Here is a 21,054-nt window from a genome sequence, read left to right as displayed (position 1 = left end):
CGGAAGAGCGGTTTCCATCAATCCGGAACAATGGTTTCCTCAATCCGGACAAGTGGTGTAAAAGTACCCGTAATATTCAATAGTACAAGGCAAGAAGTTGTTAGAGAAGTAAAGAACGATTTATTGGCGTGTATAGAAGAAATGAATGAACAATTTAAAGATTTTGAAAAACTGAGAGAAAAAGGATTTCATAGCAGTTGTGATGAGTTTATCGAATTTTGTAATCAATACATAGAAGACCATTCTTATCATACAGCAAAATACAAAAAATTAGAAATGGATTTACCAGATGACGGAGGTTTAGATGAACTCTTACAAATTGTAAAGATGGAGAAGTTTTGTTTGGATATAACATCAAAAAATGTTATGAGTGATGTATATTTTCAAACGCTGGATGAAGTGAAGAAGAATAACATATTAGAAGAATTTAGAATGATGTCATTTAAATACTCTGAGTTATATTCAAAATATGATAGTGCTTATTTGAAAAGGGTATTATCAACATATGTAAATGGAAACGAGTAGAATCAAGCCTCCAATTTCCCAAAAGATTTGGAGGTTTTCTTCTGCCCATTTTTACAGGAAAGTAATTTCCGAAATAAGCAATCTATGGTACAATATCCTAGAAGTAATAAAGCAGATCAGTGGGACGCTTTATAAACTGCACCCTCTTTTAGCTATTCAGGACAAGATACAATGACTGTCATACACTTCCGGCTCTGTTTTGTGAGGTAAATATTTAAAGAAAAGCCTGAAAAATCAATGATTTAGGGCTTGACAATATAGGAAGGAGGTGGTCATCCACATGGCATCCAGAAGCCAGGGCATCACCGTAGAGATCGGCGGCGGTACCACAAAGCTCTCCAAAGCACTGGAAGGTGTAAACAAGTCAATCAAGGGGATGCTTTCCACCTCAGCCGGATTTGTTTACACCGGCGAACGGTTTGAAAAATACTTTTCCGACTTTGCGGCAAAGTACGGCATCAAGGATATGTATTCCGGCGGCTTTTATCCCTTTGCCATGCCGGAGGAGCATTGGAGCTATTGGAGCCGATACATCTATATCAACCGCTATATGGATGCCCCCAAACCGGTCTACGATGACCTTTTGAAGCTGGTGTCTGACAAGGATTATTTCGTTATCACGACCAACGTGGATCACTGTTTTCAGAAAGCAGGCTTTGATAAAAAGCGGCTGTTTTACACGCAGGGCGATTACGGCCTGTTCCAGTGCAGTGAGCCGTGCTGTCAGGAAACCTTTGATAACGAAGCCGCGATTCGTGAAATGGTCAAGCGGCAGCAGAATATGAAAGTACCGACAGAACTTTTACCCGTCTGCCCTCACTGCGGCAAGCCCATGACCATGAATCTCCGCTGCGATGATACCTTTGTGGATGACGAAGGCTGGCACAAGGCAGCGGAGCGGTACGAAAATTTTCTCCGCACTCGAAGTGAGCAGAAAATTCTCTTTCTGGAGCTGGGTGTCGGCTACAACACCCCAACCATAGTGAAGTACAGTTTCTGGCGCATGGCTCATGACTGGAAAGATGCCACTTATGCCTGTCTCAATTATGGAGAGGCGTATGCGCCTGACGAAATCAGAAAGAAGTCCATTTGTATCAATGGAGATATTGGAGAAATCCTGTCTCAGATTTAAGAAAAGTCAATATTGTTCTTAACGTGGGCGTTTCACTTTAACCAGTGGATGCCCTTTTTTTCATACCCATTTTCAAAGGAAAGGAGGTCTTGTAATGGCTGTATTCAGAGTTGAAAAAACGAAAGACTTTACCTCATGTGCAACCATCACCTGCGGAATATGCATCCTATGCTATATCGCGCTCTCCGAATAAACATCAAGATTTTGAAAATAATAAAGTGAAAATTCCGATGTTTGTATTGAAAACATGTCACGAATAGTATATAATATTCGTGACATCATAAAAGGAGGGCACAGCTGTGGACAATGGATATATGCAGGAAATACGAGCGCGAATTCTTGCTGCTGAGGATGGTGCAGTTTTTGTTGCTCCTGATTTTGCAGATATTGCGGACACCGCAACAATTCGCCAAGGATTGAAGCGGCTTTACCAATCTGGCATTATCCGCAGAATTATCAGAGGCATTTACGAAAAGCCAAAGTACAGCAAACTGCTTGATGAATATGTAGCGGCCGACCCGGATGCAGTTGCCAAAGCATTGGCACGGTGTTACCACTGGACCATTGCCCCGTGCGGAAATACGGCCCTGAACCTGCTGGGGCTCTCTACACAGGTAACGGCGGTCTGGTCCTACATCAGCGACGGTCCGTATAAGACCTATGAGTGGAATTCCACCAAGCTGGAATTTAAGCATAGAACCAACAAGGAAATCACGGGTCTGTCTTACATGACGAGTTTGGTGATCCAGGCGCTGAAAACTCTGGGAAGGACCAACGTGACGCCGGAGATCATACAGACGCTTTCTGAAAAGCTGTCCGAGGCTGAAAAGCAAGCCTGTCTGAAAGAGGCAACGGAATCCACGGATTGGGTTTATGATACGATACGAAAAATGTGTGGAGGTGACACACAATGAGGAATGTAGCACGATTGCCGGAAAGCGACCGGCGCGAACTGTTCCGAAATACAGCCGATAAGATGGGTTTGAATGATGCCATCGTAGAGAAAGATTTTTGGGTATGCTTTACGCTGGATTATCTGTTCCACCGCTGCCCGTGGAAAGAGACTATTACCTTCAAAGGCGGCACCAGTCTTTCCAAGGCATTCAATCTGATCAGCCGCTTTTCCGAAGATATTGATCTGATTCTGGATTGGCGGGTGCTGGGATACGGTAAGGACGAGCCATGGGAAAAACGTTCCAACACCAAACAGGATACGTTCAACAAAGAAGCCAATGCTCGGGCAGAGGTTTTTCTTGCGGAGCAGTTTTGTCCCACCATTCAGGCAGAACTTTCTCAGGAGCTTGGCTGTGAGGCGAATATTTACATAGACGAAAAGGACAAACAGACAGTTACCTTTGCCTATCCGCACCTGTTTACAAATCCCGCTACCTTGCAGGTTATTCGTTTGGAGATCGGTGCGCTGGCCGCTTGGACGCCCGCAAAAATCGCTCGGATCGAGCCCTATGCCGCAATCTATTATCCGAAAGTCTTTGCACAAAAGGATACGGCTATTCTGACCGTTGCGCCGGAGCGGACTTTCTGGGAGAAGGCAACGATTCTGCACCATGAAGCCAACAGACCCGAGAGTTCGGAAATGCCGCAGCGTTATTCCCGGCACTACTATGATCTGTACCGTATGTCCATGACACCTGTGAAAGAAGCTGCCTTTGCCCGGGTGGAATTGCTGAAGACAGTGGTGGACTTCAAGATGAAGTTTTATCCGAGAGCCTGGGCAAAGTATCAGGAAGCTATTCCCGGCACCTTGAAGCTTGTTCCCCCGGAGTATCGCTTTGCAGCATTGGCCGCAGATTACGAAGCAATGAAGGATATGCTCTATGGTGATGTGCCGACCTTTGAGACTGTCATGAGCGCAGTCAGCGAATTAGAAAAAGAAATCAACGCACTGTAACAACCTAATATTATAAAGCCACCGGCTAAGCCGATGGTCTTGACTCGTGAGCCCGGCAGGTAGAAGAAACGTTGTCACTGATAAGGATTTGACCAGAGACGGTAAAAGGAAGTATAATTGGACTGAGAGAAAACAACAGGAGTGACAATATGGTAAAAAATCAAGTACATTCATCTCAGTCAGGAACCTTTGACATCAGTGCGGCAATGCTTCATATCATCGCCATGACATTTATGCTGATGGATCATCTCTGGGCTACGCTCCTTCCGGCTCAGGACTGGCTGACCTGCGTAGGAAGGCTCGCGTTTCCCATCTTTGCATTTATGGCAGTGGAAGGATATTTTCACACGCACAGCTTTAAAAAGTACATTCTCCGGCTGCTGCTGTTTGCGGTGCTGTCGGAGATACCCTTTGATCTGATGTATGGCGGAACCTGGTTCTATCCGTTTCATCAGAATGTGATCTGGACGCTGTTGATAGGACTCTCCGGAATCCATTTGATGGAAAAAACTCGAAAAAAACAGAAGCTTACGATCTTTCTTCCGACGGCGGTTCTGGTCGTGCTGGTTGGAAGTGCGCTTGGGACGGTAGGAATGGCAGATTACTATGGTGCCGGTGTATTGACACTGTTTATTTTTTACTTTTTCCGGGGAAGAAAATGGTGGTGTTTTGCCGGACAGATTCTGGCGCTCTATTGGGTCAATGTAGAGCTGCTGGGAGGTCTGATGTACCCCATCCGGCTTTTTGGGATGGACTTTGAACTCTGCCAGCAGGGACTTGCATTGCTTTCACTGCTTCTGATCTGGTTGTATCGTGGACGGCAGGGCTGCCATACGAAAGTCTTCCAGTATAGCTGTTATGCGTTTTATCCGGTCCATATGCTGATTCTTGCATTGGTGCTGAATTATGTAAATCGATAATGATAAGAACTGCGGCTGCAGGGAATACGACCCTGCAGCCATTTTTTATGTAACAGGAAATTCCGAGGAATTCCCAGTTACATAAAAAGGCACTGACGTGCCAAAGATGTGCACTCGCGCGAAGATGTAGATTGTCGCAAGCAACCGCGCGAGGCGCGAGAATATGCCAAGGCACATTCTTTTTCATCAACAGGAAATCTCGTGGCACATATAAAAAAGAACGGTAAGATCGTTTCCTTTATTTTAAATATTCATCCATCCAGTTAATGATCTCCGTCATCCGGTCGATCCTGTTCTCCGGCTTTCCGCCTCTGGACAGCTCATGGTTTTCCCCGTGGAACAGGCAGAGCTTTGCCGGGCAGCCGTTCCGCTTGATGGCGCTGAACATGGCGAGTCCTTCCGCCATATAGCATCGGTAGTCCTCATCGGAGTGGATAAAGAGTGTCGGTGTCTTGCAGTTCGGCGCAAACTGGAGTGGGGACTGCTTCCAGAGAAGTTCCACGTCGGTCCTCGTGTTGGCTCCCTGGTTGTTTAAGATGAAGGTGTGTCCGATATCGGAGTTGTGCTCAAAGGATACCCAGTTGGAGATGGAACGCTGGGAAGCGGCGGCATGGAACCGGTCTGTATGTCCGATGATCCAGTTTGTCATGAATCCGCCGTAGGAGCCGCCTGCGACACCGAGATGTTCCGGATCGATCATCGGGTACCGCCTCAGGACTTCATCCGTGAAATCCATCAGGTTCTGATAGTCCACAGTTCCGTAGATTCCGTTGATATTTCCAAAATCTGTGCCCCGCCCGTCAGATCCTCTCGGATTGCAGAAGAACACGAAATATCCGCGGTTTGCCCACATCTGCATCTCATGATAGTAGACGTCTGAATAAACGGTTCTCGGACCGCCGTGGATATTTAAGATGCCGGGATAGGACTTTTCTTCCTCGAAACCTGCCGGTTTTAAGACCCATCCGTGGATCTCGTAGCCGTCGCTGGCGGTGAAAGAGAACGCCTCCGGTGTCTGTACGTCATATTCGTCGGTGAGCCAGTCATTCATGTGGGTCACCTGCTCGCCGTCTACAAAGAGTTCCGCAATGTGGAGTCCGTGGAATTCCATGGAGGCGATGTGTCCGCCCGCGAGATCGAAGCTGTCGCAGGAGCTTCCTGCCGTCAGCGGCCCGGAGACGGTGCCGCCCCGGGAGATCTTATAGAGATGGGAAAAATCTCCCACGGTGGAAATATAGTAAAATTCTCCGTCCACAGCCTTAAACGTCTGTCCTGCGCCGAATCTGGAATCGGAGCCCACGGAGGAGCCGCCGATGGAGGACTCATAAGGATGGATCAGCTTCATGGATCCATCCGCGAGATCCATATGGTAGAAGTCACAGTATTTCGTCGTATCTTTATAGGAGTCATCCGTTGCCGCAATGAGTGCAGTCTTTTCGTCTAAGAGGGAGACAACTCCGGTGCGCATGGAATCCGGCGCGATCAAGGTTTTCGTCTCTCCGGTGGAGAGGTTATAGAGATAAACGCCCGGACGGATCCCCATGACACTCTGTTTCCACGGATATGCCTTGTAGAGCAGGAGGTTTCCAAGGACAGAATACTGGGAGCAGTCGGTCCATTCGTCCGCTACGTAAGTGAGGTTACCGGATCCCATATCATAGATGGCGTAACGGTTCCTCTTCGCGTTCGTGTATCCCTGACCATTGCCCCAGAACGGAAGTTCGTCGAAGACCTCGTAGGATTTCTTTCTCGTATCCTTATAATTGTCATGGCGGATCGTCAGGAGGTAACGCCTGTCCGGGAGAAGACGGATCCCTGTGACGGAAGCCGGAACCGATGCGCGGCATGAGGCTTCGCCGCCGGACGGGGAGATTTCATAAAAGAAAGAAGTGCCGTTTTCTTTTTCCTTTTTAAGGGACGCAGTCCGGGCCGCAGGAAAGATCAGCGTATTTTCTGCTGTCCAGGACCAGATCTTCGCGTCACCGGCGCAGGTGACACGGGAGACAGTCTTCTTCCCGAGATCATACAGGTACAGGTCAGACAGATAGCCATTGGTCTCCCGGTCCGGTACGGATACCGTGAAGGCGATCTTCGTTCCATCGGGTGAGAAATGTGGGTTGCTCAAAAAACGGAACTTCAGGAATGTGTCGATCTCAATCTTCTTCATCGTCATGTCCTCCATAATTAGTATTTTGTAACAGGAAATCCGAGGAATTCCCTATTATACAAACAGGCACTAATGTGCCAATGATGCGCACTTGCGCAAAAATGCAGGTCAGATGCATCCATCCACAGAATCTGCCGGGCTGACCCCGGAAGATCATAGGCCGGAAGGCACTGGATCGCTATGAAATGAGTATAAATACTCAGAGTGGAATGTGTCAAGGAAAAGTGGAGCAGGGGTATCCGGAAAAAGCGCTTGCCATATCAGAAAAATGATGTTAGAATATTTTAGACTATGTATAATGCGCACGAAAAGATCCTTGGGACTGGTGCACGAGAGATAAAAAAGAGCGAGATGCGAAGAGAAAGGAAGCTGAACCGATGTCAGGACATAATAAATTTTCCAACATCAAACATAAGAAAGAGAAAAATGACGCAGCAAAGGGTAAGATCTTTACCGTAATCGGAAGAGAGATTGCTGTCGCAGTTAAAGAGGGCGGCGCTGATCCGGCTAACAACAGCAAGCTGCGTGATGTGATTGCAAAAGCGAAAGCAAACAACATGCCGAATGATACCATCGACCGCGGTATCAAGAAAGCAGCCGGTGACTTAAACTCCGTAAACTACGAAAACTTAACATACGAGGGATACGGTCCGAGCGGTGTTGCGATCATCGTTGACACACTGACTGACAACAAGAACCGTACCGCAGCAAACGTAAGAAGCGCCTTCACAAAGGGCGGCGGAAACGTAGGCGCACAGGGAAGCGTTTCCTTCATGTTCGACCGCAAGGGCCAGATCGTGATCGACAAAGAAGAGTGTGATATGGATGCCGACGAGCTCATGATGGCTGCACTCGATGCAGGCGCTGAGGATTTCTCCGAGGAGGAGGACAGCTACGAGGTTATCACAGATCCGGACAACTTCAGTGCAGTCCGCGAGGCTCTCGAGAAAGCCGGAATCCCGATGGTAGAGGCTGATATTACTATGATCCCGCAGAACTGGGTAGAACTTACTGACGAGGAAGCGATCAAGAAGATGCAGAGAATCCTTGATCTCCTTGACGAGGATGATGACGTACAGGCTGTATACCACAACTGGGATGAATAAAAAATCGTGATTGTGTATGTTGTGATCCCCTTTCACCAGAATTGTACTGATGAGAGGGGATTTCTTCATGTAACAGGAAAATCGGAGAGCGTGGAACTCTCCGGAGACAGGAGGGAGGAGTCCGTTATGACGGATATGAAGAAAAATATAAAAAGGACAGCAGTGCTTTCTGTGGTGCTGGTCCTGATGTTCGCGATAACCGTATTTGGCGCGGAGCAGACAGAAGAGTATGTGCCGGCGGTCTATGCGACGTTCTGGGCGCTCGTTCCGCCGGTCGTGGCGATCGGGCTGGCACTTATCACAAAAGAGGTGTACAGTTCCCTGTTCATCGGTGTTCTTATGGGTGGAATCCTGTATTCCGGTTTCAGCTTTGAGGGAACGATCACCCATATTTTTGAGGACGGAATGATAAACGTTCTCTCTGACAGCTACAATGTGGGAATCCTGATCTTCCTTGTGATCCTTGGCACGATGGTGTGCCTGATGAACCGGGCCGGCGGGTCGGCAGCATTCGGCCAGTTTGCGGCGGATCATATTAAGGGCCGCGTGGGCGCGGAGCTTGCGACGATCCTGCTGGGCTGTCTGATCTTTATCGACGATTATTTTAACTGCCTGACCGTGGGAAGCGTGATGCGCCCTGTGACAGACAAATTTAAAGTCTCAAGAGCAAAGCTCGCGTACCTGATTGACGCGACGGCAGCTCCGATCTGCATTATCGCGCCGATCTCTTCCTGGGCGGCCGCGGTTACCGGATTTGTTGAGGGCGAGGACGGATTTTCTATCTTCGTGCGGGCGATCCCATACAATTTTTACGCAATCCTGACGATCGTGATGATGATCGGAATGGTACTCTTACGGACAGAATTCGGCTCTATGAAATTCCATGAGAAGAATGCGCTCAAGGGGGACCTTTATACCACGCCGGGACGTCCGTATGACACGGAGAAACAGCCGGAGGTCTCTGTCAGGGGAACTGTTCTGGATCTTCTGATCCCGATCATATCCCTGATCATCTGCTGCATGATCGGTATGCTCTATACGGGTGGATTTTTCTCAGGAGAGGATTTTGTGACAGCCTTCTCCCAGAGTGACGCGTCCCTGGGACTTACGATGGGAAGCTTTTTCGGACTTTTGATCACCATCGGTCTCTATCAGGTGCGCCGGGTCCTGAAATTCTCTGAGTGCATGGCCTGCATTCCGGAAGGTTTTAAGTCCATGGTCCCGGCGATCATGATCCTGTCCTTCGCGTGGACACTGAAGGCGATGACGGACAGCCTCGGCGCAGATGTCTATGTGGCGACTGTGGTTGCGTCCAGCGCCCGTTCCTTCTTAAATTTCCTTCCGGCGATCATCTTCGTTGTGGGCTGCTTCCTGGCTTTCGCGACGGGAACATCCTGGGGAACCTTCGGGATCCTGATCCCGATCGTTGTTGCTGTGTTTGAAAACAGCAACCCGGATCTTATGATCATCTCCATCTCTGCCTGCATGGCAGGAGCTGTCTGCGGTGACCACTGTTCTCCAATCTCCGACACGACGATCATGGCATCCGCCGGAGCCCAGTGTGAACATGTAAACCATGTGACGACCCAGCTTCCGTATGCGGTCACGGCGGCGGCTGTGTCCTTCGTCTCCTACATTATCGCGGGCTTCGTACAGTCCGCATGGATTGCCCTGCCGATCGCCATTGCGCTTATGGTGGCCACAATGTTTGTGATCCGCGCAGTGAATGGAGTGCTGAAGTGAGAAGGCACTAACGTGCCAATGATGCGCACTCGCGCGAAGATGTAGATTGTCGCAAGCGACCGCACGAGGCGCGAGAATGTGCCAAGGCCCATTCTTTTTTATAAAAAATTGAAAGGACCTGCGGAATCTGCGGGTCCTTTTCCTTTTCTGTATGTTTCTGACGATATTTTCCGGTTGCTTTTTTTCCGGTTTCTGGTATAATAATTTCTGTTCCCGGGGTATGGCGTAGCTTGGTAGCGCGCTCGGCTGGGGGCCGAGAGGTCGCAGGTTCAAATCCTGTTGCCCCGATTTTTGATGAGCAGGAGCTGGAATGAACCAGCCCCTGCTTTTGCTTTACCGGTACAGCCAAAAGTTGCAAACAGAAACGGGAATTGCTATAATGAGAACAGTATAATGCCCTGCGGTCCCAATCCGTCGGGGATGAGAAACGGAAAGGTCAGATCATATATGAAACCAATCATTCTTTTATACCATCTGCCGGAAGGCGAGAGACTTGCGAAGATCAAGAGGGCGCTGTTCCCGCTTGGAATGAAGCTGCGGGCTGTGAAAAAGGAAGAGTATCTGGAACCGGTGGGATATCTTGCCGGGTTGAAGGAACTCGTGCCCTGTGGGGAGCTCTATACAGGAGATGACTTTGAAAAAGAGATGATGGTGATGGCGGGACTCACCTCGAGGCAGGTGGACATGGTGATCCTTGCGTTGAGAAAGACTGGGGCCGGACGGATCGACTACAAGGCAGTCCTTACGCCGACGAACCAGAGTTGGAACGCGCTGACATTATACGGGGAGCTTGCGAAGGAACACGCGAGAATGAACCGGTAGATCACAGATCACCGGGATCCGGAAAGGCTGACGATGAACCTGACTGTTTGACAGACCATAAAATGGAATGGAGGGATCGGTCCATGAGAGATGAGAAGAAACAGCAAAAAGAAGCTCTGAAGGAAGAAATGCTGAGACTCGGGAACCTTCAGCGGGAATGCAAAGAGGAAAAGATTCCTGTCTATATTACCTTTGACGGTTACGACGGTGCCGGAAAGGGCGTGCAGATCGGGCGGCTCATGCAGGCGCTGGATCCGAGAGGCTTTGACGTTTACACCGGAGATAAGGATACCGAGGAGGAAGCGCTCCGCCCGTTCCTCTGGCGGTTTGCGGTCCATGCCCCGGCGGATGGGCGGATCACGATCTATGACACAAGCTGGTACCGGAGGGTTCAGGCGGACCGGTTCGAGGGAAAGCTGAATGAAAAGAAAGCAGATGCCGCGTTTGAGGATATCTGCGCGTTTGAGAGATGCCTGGTGGACGGCGGAACCGTTCTCATCAAATTTTTTCTGGATATTTCCGAGAAGGAACAGGAAAAACGGTTTAAAAAACTTCTGGAATCAAAGGATACCGCGTGGCGCGTCACGGAGAAAGAACTTGCGAGAAATGCCCATTACGGAAAATATAAGAAGCTCAGCGATGAGATGATCAGGAGAACGGATACGCCTTACGCGCCCTGGTACGTGATCGACGCGAAGGAAAAGAGCGGGACGGCTCTGATGGTCATAAAGACGGTGGCAGATGTTCTGGAAAAGGCGCTTGAGAAAAAACGGGCGGGAAAAGAGGCGGAGATCTTTGAAAAACCGGTTCCGCCTGACAGATATGAAAAAGGGATCCTTGCAAAAGCGGACCTGACAAAGCGCCTTGAGGAGGCGGAATACCGGAAAAAACTGGACAAGCTCCAGAAAAGACTGGAAGTGCTCCACGGAGAACTCTACCGTCTGCGGATCCCGGTGATCCTTGGCTTTGAGGGCTGGGATGCCGCCGGAAAGGGAGGAGCGGTCAAACGTCTGACGAGCCATCTTGATCCCCGCGGATATAAGGTCTGCCCGACAGCATCCCCGAACGACGTGGAAAAATCCCATCACTATCTCTGGCGATTCTGGAATCATGTGCCGAAGGCAGGACACATCGCGATCTTCGACCGCACCTGGTACGGAAGAGTCATGGTGGAGCGGATCGAGGGCTTCTGTTCCGAGGAGGACTGGCACCATGCATATCGGGAGATCAACGAGATGGAAGCACATTTTGTGCACTCCGGAGCTCTTGTTTTAAAATTCTGGCTCCAGATCGACAAGGACGAGCAGGAGCGGCGGTTCAATGACCGGATGAAGAACCCGGAAAAACGGTGGAAGATCACGGACGAGGACTGGAGAAACAGGGAAAAGTGGGATGCTTACGTTCTTGCTGTGAATGAAATGCTGGAAAAGACCTCTACAAAGGATGCCCCCTGGATCGTTGTGGAAGGAAATTCCAAGTGGTATGCGCGAATCAAGGTCCTTGAAACTGTGGCGGATGCCATGGAAAAAAAGATAAAAGAAGTGGAAAAGAACAGAAAAAGATGAGCAAAGTAGTGATTATAGGCGGCGGGGCAGCGGGAATGGCTGCTGCCATCGGCGCCGCGGAGTGCGGACATGATGTCTCCGTTTATGAGAAAAATGAGAAGCTTGGAAAAAAGATCTATATCACGGGAAAAGGACGCTGCAATCTGACGAACGGCTGTGATACGGAGGACCTGTTCAGAAATATGGTCTCCAACGGCAAGTTCCTCTACAGTGCCATCTATGGATTCACAAACTTTGATATCGTGGATCTTGTGGAGGCAAACGGCTGCCCGGTGAAGGAAGAACGGGGAGCGAGAATGTTCCCGGTATCGGACCATGCTTCCGATGTGACGGGAGCCCTGGAGCGGAAGATGAAATCTCTGGGCGTAAAGATCTTCTTAAATGAACCGGTCAGGGATATCGTGATCAGGGACGAAAAGGCGGCAGGGATCATTCTGGAAAAGTCTGGAAAGAGTGTGGATGCCGATGCAGTGGTGATCGCCACAGGCGGACTTTCCTACCCGTCGACAGGTTCCACGGGAGACGGGTACCGTTTTGCAAAAGAGGCGGGCCACACGGTGACACCTCTGTCACCGGCGCTTGTTCCGTTCGTGTGTGCAGAAGATGATGTGAAAGAACTTCAGGGACTCTCCTTAAGAAACATCGAGGTGACTGTCTGGAACGGAAAGAAAGTGCTCTGGAAAGAGTTCGGCGAGATGCTGTTTACGCATTTTGGCGTCAGTGGGCCTGTCGTTTTGAGCGCCAGCAGCTATGCGGCGAAGATCATCAAAAAAACACCGCTCAGAATGGACATCGACCTGAAACCGGCACTCTCGAAAGAGCAGCTGGATGCGAGGATCCTGCGGGATTTCGATGAGGCGAAAAATAAGCAGTTTAAGAACTCCTTAAATCACCTCTTCCCGGCAAAGCTGATCCCGGTGATAATAGAGCGGAGCGGCATCGATCCGGAAAAACAGGTCAATGAGGTGACTGCGGAGGAGAGAAAACGTCTGGTGGACCTCACGAAAGCGTTTTCCGTGACACTCACAGGACTCCGGGGATACAATGAGGCGATCGTGACGCAGGGTGGAGTGAATGTGAAGGAAGTGAATCCGTCCACTATGGAATCGAAGAAGCTGCAGGGCCTCTATTTTGCGGGCGAGGTTCTGGATCTGGACGGTGTGACCGGCGGATTCAACCTTCAGATCGCCTGGTCGACCGGAATGCTGGCAGGCAGAAGCGTATAGAGCACCGGATCTGAGAAGCAACTTTGAACCCGTATGGCTGTAAAGATATAGAACCGTCACGAATAAATAAAAAATCTTGGAATAAACTAAGGGGAGAATAACATGTCTTTTAATGTAGCGATAGACGGACCGGCAGGAGCCGGAAAGAGCACCGTGGCAAAGTCTGTGGCAGCTCTGAAGAATTTTATCTATGTGGATACCGGAGCAATGTACCGGGCAATGGCGTTATATTTTCTGCGCCAGGGAATCGATAAGACCGACGAGAACGCTATCAACGCGGTACTTGACAAGGTGGAGATCACGATCTGCTACGAGGACGGCGCGCAGCAGGTAATATTAAACGGTGAGAATGTATCTGGCCTGATCCGCACCGAGGAGGTCGGAAACATGGCTTCAGCCACATCCGTCTACAAGAAGGTCCGTGAGAAACTCGTGGAACTCCAGAAAGACCTGGCAAAGAAGGCGGACGTGATCATGGACGGCCGCGACATCGGAACCTGTGTTCTGCCGGATGCCGATGTGAAGGTATATCTGACCGCAAGCTCCGCAGTCCGGGCGAAACGCCGCTATCATGAGCTTAAGGAGAAAGGAACAGCCTGCGATCTCGATGAGATCGAGAAGGACATCATCGATCGGGACTACCGGGATATGCACCGGGAGAATTCCCCGTTGAAACAGGCGGATGACGCCGTACTCCTTGACAGCTCCGACATGACGTTAAAAGAGGTCGTGGACACGATCACAGCGATGATCGATAAGAAGCAGGGTGCGTAAGATGGAAGTAACAGTTGCAAAGACAGCAGGCTTCTGCTTTGGTGTGAAGCGTGCCGTGGAAAAAGTATATGAGCAGATCGGAAAGTCGGAAAAACCGATCTACACCTACGGTCCCATTATCCACAACGAGCAGGTCGTCGGGGATCTCAGGGAAAAAGGCGTGGAGGTCATAGACTCCCTGGAAGAGTTAAAGACACTCCGTGACGCGGTCGTGGTGATTCGTTCCCACGGTGTCGGAAAAAATGTCTACGAGATCTTAAAGGAAAACGATGTGGAAATCGTGGATGCCACATGTCCCTATGTGAAAAAGATCCACCGGATCGTCGAAAAACAGTCAGCAGAAGGAAGAAAAGTTCTGATCATAGGCAGTGAGGACCATCCGGAGGTGCAGGGCATCAAGGGATGGGGAGATGAGCGGACAGCGGTCATCGAGGACATGGATGATTTTCTTAAGCTGCAGCTTCCGGAAAATGAGAAGCTTTGTATTGTATCCCAGACGACATTTAATTACAAGAAATTTCAAGATATAGTTGAAAAAATTTCTAAAACGAGGTATGATATAACTGTTTTAAATACGATTTGCAATGCAACACAGGAAAGACAAGTGGAAGCGATGAGGATAGCCTCGCAGGTGGACGTGATGCTGGTTATCGGCGGGAAACACAGCTCGAATACCCAGAAGCTATACGATATCTGCCGGAAGGAATGTAAAAACACCTATTACATCCAGACTCTGGGCGACTTTAATCCTGAATGTATTAGTTCTGTGCGCAGTGTAGGTATTACGGCCGGGGCGTCAACCCCAAACAATATTATCGAGGAGGTTCATACTAAATGTCAGAGTTAAGTTTTGAACAAATGTTAGAAGAATCATTAAAAACAATACGTACAGGAGAGGTTGTCACCGGTAAGGTCATTGACGTAAAAGAAGACGAAATCGTTTTAAATATTGGTTACAAGTCTGATGGCATCATTACCCGCAGTGAATACACAAACGAGTCCAACGTAGACTTAAGAAATCTTGTACATGTTGGTGACGAGATGGAAGCCAAAGTCGTAAAGGTGAACGACGGTGAAGGTCAGGTCGCTCTTTCCTACAAGAGACTGGCTGCAGACAGAGGAAATAAGAGACTTGAGGAGGCATTTGAGAACCACGAGGTTCTTACAGCAAAGGTTTCCCAGGTTCTTGACGGCGGTTTAAGTGTGATCGTGGACGAAGCTAGAATCTTTATCCCGGCAAGCCTTGTATCCGACGTATATGAGAAAGATTTATCCAAATATGCTGATAAAGAGATCGAATTCGTTATCACAGAGTTCAATCCGAGAAGAAGAAGAGTCATCGGCGACCGCAAGCAGCTTATCGTTGCTAAGAAGGCTGAGATGCAGAAAGCTCTCTTCGAGAAGATCCATGTAGGTGACAAGGTAGAAGGAACTGTTAAGAACGTAACTGATTTCGGTGCATTCATCGATCTTGGCGGCGCTGACGGTTTACTCCACATCTCCGAGATGTCCTGGGGCAGAATCGAGAACCCGAAGAAGGTCTTCAAGGTTGGCGATAAGGTAACAGCTCTCATCAAAGACATCAACGGTGAGAAGATTGCCCTTTCCATGAAGTTCCCGGAGACAAATCCGTGGGCTGACGCTGCTGAGAAGTACGCAGTAGGCAACGTAGTTACAGGTAAGGTAGCTCGTATGACTGACTTCGGCGCATTCGTTGAGCTTGAGCCGGGCGTAGACGCTCTGCTTCATGTATCCCAGATCTCCAGAGAGCACGTTGCTAAGCCGGCTGATGTACTTTCCATCGGTCAGGAGATCACTGCTAAGATCGTTGATTTCAACGAGGCAGACAGAAAGATCAGCTTAAGCATGAAGGCTCTTGAGGCTGACAACGCACAGGAGCAGACAGAGGAGTAATCCGAAGGTGATGCTTAAATAAGAATTTTCGAGGACATCGTTCTTTACGGGCGATGTCCTTTTTGCGTGACAGGACACATTCATTTTTATAAACAGTGAGTCAAATTTCATGCCTGCGTGGGTCTGCGGCATTGTCATGCGTTGGAGTTATTTTTCGATGCCGATCGAAACGGATTTCAGAGGCCGCGAAGCCTGCCGCAGAAATGCCGCAAATTGTGTCCACACTACAAAAATGCGTAAGAGATTTGTAATTGAAATCATAGTGTAATCTCAAGGTTTGTATGTTAAGATAACCGTACAAAAGCAAAAGACGGCGGAAGAACCTGAAAAGTTACTGTGAACAGTAACCTTGGAAAATCAGGACGGCCGCAAATCGGTATTTGAAGGAGAACGCTGTAAAACAATGCAGTCCGGCAAAGACCGATACAAGAGAACAGGAGGAATTTTATTATGACGAAAAATATGAAAAGAATGACAGCGCTGGCCTGTGCGGCCATGATGATCGCATCTATGGGGATCACCGGATGCGGCAAGGCGGATGGACAGATAAAGGAGGAGATAAAAACGACAGCTGTTGAGACTCCTGCAGGAACTGAGACATCTGCGACTACGGAAAACGAGGCGGGAAAACTTCCGGACGGTACCGGTCAGGAAAGTGGAGCGGCAGACACGGAGTCCGCGAGTGAGTCTGATCCGATGATGGGAACGATCGTTTCTGTGGAAGATGGACAGCTTACGATGCATCGCCAGGATAATGGATTTGATGAGGATGTTGTAATTACGATCGCAGAGGATACGAAGGTTCTGGAAGCAGAGAATGGTTATCCGGTGGAACTCAGTGATCTGAAAGAAGGAAATACCATCAGCGCTTATGTAGACGAGGCAATGACGTTGAGCCTTCCGCCGATCGCAAATGGTCTGCTGATCTTAGTACAGGCAGAGGGATATGATTTCCCGAGATACACGAAGGTAAAGGAATTGATGGCTGCAAATACAGAAGGTGAGCGGATCCTCACAGCCGAGAATGGGATCAATTACATGATTACCACTGAAACAAGACTTCTTCCATATCTGACAAGAAATATTGTCTCCGAGGAAGACCTCACAGAAGGAACCGAGATCCTGATCTGGAATGATGAGAACGGAAATAAAGCAGAAAAGATCGTCGTGTTCCAGGGTGAGAATGGATACGCAAAATAAATAATGGGATCTTGCTAGAAAACAATCTGTATGAAAATGCCGGACAGCGGGCATACTCTCCTTATGGAAGGAGCGTGAGCCTGTGTCGAAGAAAAAAAGAGAACCGGTGGATCCGGAGCACTTAAAGCCGGAGGACCGGATGAAATTCGAGATCGCGAAGGAGCTGGGGCTGGCGGACAAGGTAATCGCCGGTGGCTGGCGGTGTCTTACCGCAAAAGAGAGCGGCAGGATCGGCGGTCTTGTGACAAAAAAGAAGAGAGAAATGTCCGCAAAAACGCAGGACAAGGAGAATTCAGGGGAAAACTGCCATTGAAACAATGGCGGTTTTCTTTTATAATTAGGGGAGAGAGAGGCAGCAGTTCAACGATATGGAAAAATCAGATCTCGGAAGGGAATCAATTATGAATATATCGCTTATTTGTTTTACGAGAGACGGATTTGAGACGATGAAGCGGATCAATGACACCCTTTCCGGAGCTTCTGAAGCTTTCGCGAATGCGTCCTGTCCGGAACATCGTGATAGGAGCGCAAAGACCGAGGACAGATCCTGTGAGGGGGGTACTCTGTATCAGTTTCTGTGGATCGCCGGGCGGTACGCGCTCCAGCTTGCGGCGACGGATGCCGGAGTGCCTTATCAGGCAGTGCCGGAGGGCGGACTTTCGGAGTGGACGAAGGAGGCTTTTCTGCGGGACGATGCTCTTATTTTTGTGGGTGCCTGTGGGATCGCGGTGCGCTCCATTGCGCCATATGTGCGGGATAAATTTCAGGACCCTGCGGTGGTCTGTGTGGATGAGGCGGGACAGTTTGTGATCCCGCTTCTCTCCGGACATGTGGGCGGAGCGAACCGGCTGGCGGAAATGGTGGCTTCCGGGATCGGAGCAGTGCCGGTGGTGACGACGGCGACGGATGTGGAGAAGAAATTTGCGGTGGACGTGTTCGCAAAGGATCATGGATTTGTGATCACGGACCGGAAACTTGCGAAGGAGATTTCGGCTGATATCCTTGCGGGTGAGCCGGTGGGAGTGTTCTCAGATTTCGGATTTTCAGCGTGGAAGAAGATTCCGGAGGGACTTTTTGAGGATCGGATCTGTAAGCGGAATCTCTGGATTACGGTGTCCGGAAAAGAAAAGAAAGGGATTCCGGAGAACCGCGTCCTGCGCCTGATCCCACGGTGTGTGGCGCTTGGAATCGGCTGTAAACGCGGGACACCTGTTGAGAAGATCCGGACTGCGGTGGAAAGTGCGATGGAGCGGAACGGGATCGATCTGCGAAGCGTCTTTGCGGCGGCGAGCATCGACATCAAGAAGCAGGAGCAGGGACTCATCGAATTCGCAAAGGAACTTCAGGTGCCGTTTCTGACATTTTCCAGTGAGGAGTTAAATGGACAGCCGGGGGATTTCCCGGAGTCGGAATTTGTGCAAAAGACCACGGGAACCGGAAATGTCTGTGAGCGGTCCGCAGTGGCTGCGTGCAGGCTGGGCGTGAGAGCTTCTGAGTGCAGGATCCTGATCCATAAGGAAGCGGAGGACGGCGTGACAGTGGCCGCAGCGTATTATATGATCGGAAAGTCCGGAGAAAATGCGGATCGGGAAGAAAAATCGAGAGGATAGAGTAGAAAGAATATGATGATCCTGATAAATGGGGGAAGCTCCAGCGGAAAGTCCGCATTTGCAGAGACCCTGATCGTAGAACAGGCAAAGAAAGAAGAGGTGATGGCGGAAGCCGCCGGAAAATCGATGCGCGGCGGCGCCCGGAAAACGGATCTGCGCCATCAGCCGTCCTTCTATCTTGCAACCATGATCGCCTGGGACGAGGAGTGCAGGGAGCGGATCCGAAAACACCGCAAAATGCGGGAAAAAAAGAATTTTATGACCATCGAGTGCCCTGTGGACCTTTCGAAGGCGGAGGTCCCTGCCAGGAGCCGGTGTCTGTTAGAGTGTGTTTCCAACCTTGCGGCGAACGAGATGTACCGCCGGGACATGGAAGATCCGGAGAATGGCGCGATGGAACGGACATTGGAAGGAATCAGGATGATCAGAAAAAATGCGGACTTTCTGGTAGTCGTGACAAATGATGTGTCCGGGGATCAGGGGCCGTACTCGGAGGAGACGGAAGCGTACCGGAAGCTGTTGGGCGGAATCAACTGTGCGTTGGCCGGGGAGGCGGATGAAGTGTACGAGGTGATCTGCGGTGAGCCGGTGATGGTGAAGAAAAAGAAGAGGGAAGATACGGAAGTGGAAGAGAGAAGAACGGATCGATCTGTGGATCGTCAGAGAGGGATCAGGCTTTTTGTAGGAGGCGCGTATCAGGGGAAATCAAACCTTGCGATGCGTGAGGCGGTGACGGAAGAAAACCGCTTCATTCTTGTGGCAGACGGCGAACAGTCACCGTTGGAAGACGCGTTTGATTCGGAGGCTGTTCTGAATCTTCATATCTATATTCGAAGGCTGATAGACACAGTACTGGGTGAGTATGACGCGAAGAGAGAGGATGACAGAGTGTTCTGCGACAGTATCCGCAGTGAAATCAATGAGAGAACTGAAGCTGTGAGGGATCCGGCTGAAAGAACATCTGCCGGAGAAACAAAGATGGTCAGAGTGCAGACGAAAGAAACGGAAGATATCGAGATCCGGATCGAAGAGGTCATGTACCGGTATCTGGATATGATCCTTGAGAAGAATCCCAACGCAGTCATCACCTGCGACGAGATCGGCTGCGGAATTGTTCCCATCGATAAAACAGACCGCCTGTGGCGGGAGATGAGTGGGGACGCCTGCCAGTATCTGGCGGCGCGGGCGGTGAAGGTATGCCGCGTTGTCTGCGGGATCCCGATGGCTTTAAAGGGCGGTGAGACATGATGGAGTACGGACACGGCGGTGATATCTACCGGAACCGGAATGTGGAGCTGGATTTCTCGGTCAACGTAAATCCCTTGGGAATGCCAAATTTTGTCTGGGAGGCAGCCCAGAGGAGCATTGCCTTCTGTACAGGATATCCGGACAGCTCCTGCGAAAACCTGCGGGGACGGTTGTCAGAGCTTACCGGTGTCCCGGAAGATCAGATGATCTTCGGAAACGGGGCGGCGGAATTGATCTTCCGGCTGGTACAGGAGGTACGGCCGAAAAAGGCAGTGATCCCTGCGCCATCTTTCGCGGAGTATGAAACGGCGTTGAGATCCTGTGGGACAGAAATCGCTTTTTTCTATTTAAAAGAGGCGGAATCTTTTTTCTTAAACGTATCGGAATTTCTGGATTTTTTGAGAACAGAGCAGCCGGAGATCATATTTTTATGCACTCCGGCGAATCCCACAGGGGCCATGATCCGTCAGGCAGATCTTTCAAAAATCTTAGACTACTGCAAGAAACATGGGATCCTGCTGGTTCTGGACGAATGCTTTGTGGAATTCCTTGATGAGGAGCGAAGCTGCGGCTGTATCCGTGAATTTCTCGACTGGGAGACCGGAAGACCGGAACATGGCGGAAGCTTATTTCTTCTCCGGGCATTCACAAAGACATATGCCATGGCGGGACTGCGGCTGGGATATGGATTCTGTACGAGCAGGGAGCTCTTAGAACGGATGGAGGAGAACTGGCAGCCTTGGAGTGTTTCGATCCCGGCGCAGGAGGCGGGATATGCGGCACTTTCGGAAGAACGGATTCCTTTTTTGAAAAAGATGCGGGAGACGGTGGCGAAAGAACGGCAGTATCTTTCTGACGGACTGACGAAAGCAGGCTTCACGGTATTCCACTCGGACGCGAATTTCCTCCTGTTTAAGGACTTCAAGACCGGTCAGGAATCCTGGCTGTACGAATATTTTCTGGAACGGGGGATCCTGATCCGGTCATGCAGGAATTACAGACTGCTTGACAGACGATTTTACAGGATCTGCGTCCGCTCCCATGAAGAAAACCGGGAATTCCTGGAGATATTAAAGGACTACAGGTAGATCATCCGGAGGGAAAACGCAGCTGTTGGAAGAAAACGAAAGATACGTTGGAAAATGACAGAAGGAAAAAGAAATTTTCTGTATGTTTATAAGCAAAAATAATAT

19 protein-coding genes and 1 tRNA gene are annotated in these 21,054 nt (G+C 49.7%); 19 read left to right on the top strand and 1 reads right to left on the bottom strand.

Annotated features, from left to right (window positions below):
- From GPK83_RS09300 to GPK83_RS09280, 5 genes are all read left to right on the top strand, one after another.
- A partial coding sequence (locus GPK83_RS09300) for a hypothetical protein (protein ID WP_215704612.1) occupies positions 1 to 525 on the top strand: 525 nt, incomplete at its 5' end.
- A 280-nt stretch (positions 526 to 805) separates the two neighbouring features.
- Complete coding sequence (locus GPK83_RS09295; protein ID WP_345941792.1) at positions 806 to 1,657, top strand: Sir2 silent information regulator family NAD-dependent deacetylase; 852 nt, start codon at positions 806 to 808, stop codon at positions 1,655 to 1,657.
- Positions 1,658 to 1,956: 299 nt separating this feature from the next.
- Entirely contained in the window at positions 1,957 to 2,571 is a 615-nt protein-coding gene (locus GPK83_RS09290; protein ID WP_117469886.1) for a DUF6088 family protein, read from the top strand.
- Complete coding sequence (locus tag GPK83_RS09285; protein ID WP_117469885.1) at positions 2,568 to 3,566, top strand: nucleotidyl transferase AbiEii/AbiGii toxin family protein; 999 nt, start codon at positions 2,568 to 2,570, stop codon at positions 3,564 to 3,566. Before GPK83_RS09290 ends, GPK83_RS09285 begins: the two co-directional genes overlap by 4 nt.
- Positions 3,567 to 3,715: 149 nt before the next feature.
- A complete protein-coding gene (locus GPK83_RS09280) occupies positions 3,716 to 4,486 on the top strand; it encodes a TraX family protein (RefSeq protein ID WP_117469884.1) in 771 nt (256 codons plus the stop codon).
- Positions 4,487 to 4,724: 238 nt separating this feature from the next.
- On the opposite strand, the gene GPK83_RS16875 is transcribed toward GPK83_RS09280, so the two are convergent.
- The gene (locus GPK83_RS16875; RefSeq protein ID WP_252196290.1) at positions 4,725 to 6,653 is read right to left on the bottom strand and encodes a S9 family peptidase; all 1,929 of its coding nucleotides are present in this window, start codon (positions 6,651 to 6,653) and stop codon (positions 4,725 to 4,727) included.
- A gap of 377 nt (positions 6,654 to 7,030) precedes the next feature.
- Here GPK83_RS16875 and GPK83_RS09270 point away from each other — a divergent pair, with 377 nt between their 5' ends.
- The 14 genes from GPK83_RS09270 (at position 7,031) to GPK83_RS09205 (ending at position 20,949) form a co-directional block, all read left to right on the top strand.
- Positions 7,031 to 7,759 carry a YebC/PmpR family DNA-binding transcriptional regulator gene (locus GPK83_RS09270; RefSeq protein ID WP_015554900.1) on the top strand — a complete coding sequence of 243 codons (729 nt, stop codon included), beginning with the start codon at positions 7,031 to 7,033 and terminating at the stop codon, positions 7,757 to 7,759.
- Between the two features lie 135 nt (positions 7,760 to 7,894).
- Positions 7,895 to 9,502: a Na+/H+ antiporter NhaC family protein gene (locus GPK83_RS09265; RefSeq protein ID WP_215704615.1), complete on the top strand. Its 1,608-nt coding sequence runs from the start codon at positions 7,895 to 7,897 to the stop codon at positions 9,500 to 9,502.
- Positions 9,503 to 9,716: 214 nt separating this feature from the next.
- A tRNA-Pro gene (locus tag GPK83_RS09260) sits at positions 9,717 to 9,790 on the top strand.
- Positions 9,791 to 9,949: 159 nt separating this feature from the next.
- Complete coding sequence (locus GPK83_RS09255; RefSeq protein ID WP_252196289.1) at positions 9,950 to 10,324, top strand: DUF3783 domain-containing protein; 375 nt, start codon at positions 9,950 to 9,952, stop codon at positions 10,322 to 10,324.
- A gap of 83 nt (positions 10,325 to 10,407) precedes the next feature.
- Positions 10,408 to 11,889 carry a polyphosphate:AMP phosphotransferase gene (gene pap / locus GPK83_RS09250; RefSeq protein ID WP_215704610.1) on the top strand — a complete coding sequence of 494 codons (1,482 nt, stop codon included), beginning with the start codon at positions 10,408 to 10,410 and terminating at the stop codon, positions 11,887 to 11,889.
- Positions 11,886 to 13,115, top strand: a complete 1,230-nt coding sequence (locus GPK83_RS09245) for an NAD(P)/FAD-dependent oxidoreductase (protein WP_215704609.1) — start codon at positions 11,886 to 11,888, stop codon at positions 13,113 to 13,115. Before pap ends, GPK83_RS09245 begins: the two co-directional genes overlap by 4 nt.
- A 102-nt stretch (positions 13,116 to 13,217) precedes the next feature.
- Entirely contained in the window at positions 13,218 to 13,889 is a 672-nt protein-coding gene (gene cmk / locus GPK83_RS09240; RefSeq protein WP_215704608.1) for a (d)CMP kinase, read from the top strand.
- A 1-nt stretch (position 13,890) separates the two neighbouring features.
- Positions 13,891 to 14,736: a 4-hydroxy-3-methylbut-2-enyl diphosphate reductase gene (ispH, locus tag GPK83_RS09235; RefSeq protein WP_215704607.1), complete on the top strand. Its 846-nt coding sequence runs from the start codon at positions 13,891 to 13,893 to the stop codon at positions 14,734 to 14,736.
- On the top strand, positions 14,724 to 15,803 hold the full coding sequence (rpsA, locus tag GPK83_RS09230) for a 30S ribosomal protein S1 (protein ID WP_117469879.1): 1,080 nt from the start codon (positions 14,724 to 14,726) through the stop codon (positions 15,801 to 15,803). Before ispH ends, rpsA begins: the two co-directional genes overlap by 13 nt.
- Positions 15,804 to 16,253: 450 nt before the next feature.
- Complete coding sequence (locus GPK83_RS09225) at positions 16,254 to 17,003, top strand: hypothetical protein (protein ID WP_215704606.1); 750 nt, start codon at positions 16,254 to 16,256, stop codon at positions 17,001 to 17,003.
- Positions 17,004 to 17,085: 82 nt separating this feature from the next.
- Complete coding sequence (locus tag GPK83_RS09220) at positions 17,086 to 17,316, top strand: small, acid-soluble spore protein, alpha/beta type (RefSeq protein ID WP_117484334.1); 231 nt, start codon at positions 17,086 to 17,088, stop codon at positions 17,314 to 17,316.
- An 88-nt stretch (positions 17,317 to 17,404) separates the two neighbouring features.
- Positions 17,405 to 18,613 carry a cobalt-precorrin 5A hydrolase gene (locus GPK83_RS09215; protein WP_215704605.1) on the top strand — a complete coding sequence of 403 codons (1,209 nt, stop codon included), beginning with the start codon at positions 17,405 to 17,407 and terminating at the stop codon, positions 18,611 to 18,613.
- Between the two features lie 15 nt (positions 18,614 to 18,628).
- Positions 18,629 to 19,861, top strand: a complete 1,233-nt coding sequence (locus GPK83_RS09210; protein WP_252196288.1) for a bifunctional adenosylcobinamide kinase/adenosylcobinamide-phosphate guanylyltransferase — start codon at positions 18,629 to 18,631, stop codon at positions 19,859 to 19,861.
- The gene (locus GPK83_RS09205; protein WP_117469875.1) at positions 19,858 to 20,949 is read left to right on the top strand and encodes a histidinol-phosphate transaminase; all 1,092 of its coding nucleotides are present in this window, start codon (positions 19,858 to 19,860) and stop codon (positions 20,947 to 20,949) included. Before GPK83_RS09210 ends, GPK83_RS09205 begins: the two co-directional genes overlap by 4 nt.
- Positions 20,950 to 21,054 lie beyond the last annotated feature (105 nt).

The organism is Clostridium sp. MCC328 (assembly GCF_018785465.1).
Lineage (GTDB): Bacteria > Bacillota > Clostridia > Lachnospirales > Lachnospiraceae > Pilosibacter > Pilosibacter fragilis.
The sequence above is the reverse complement of the archived record's forward strand: the minus strand, read 5'-3'. Positions and strand labels throughout refer to the sequence as shown.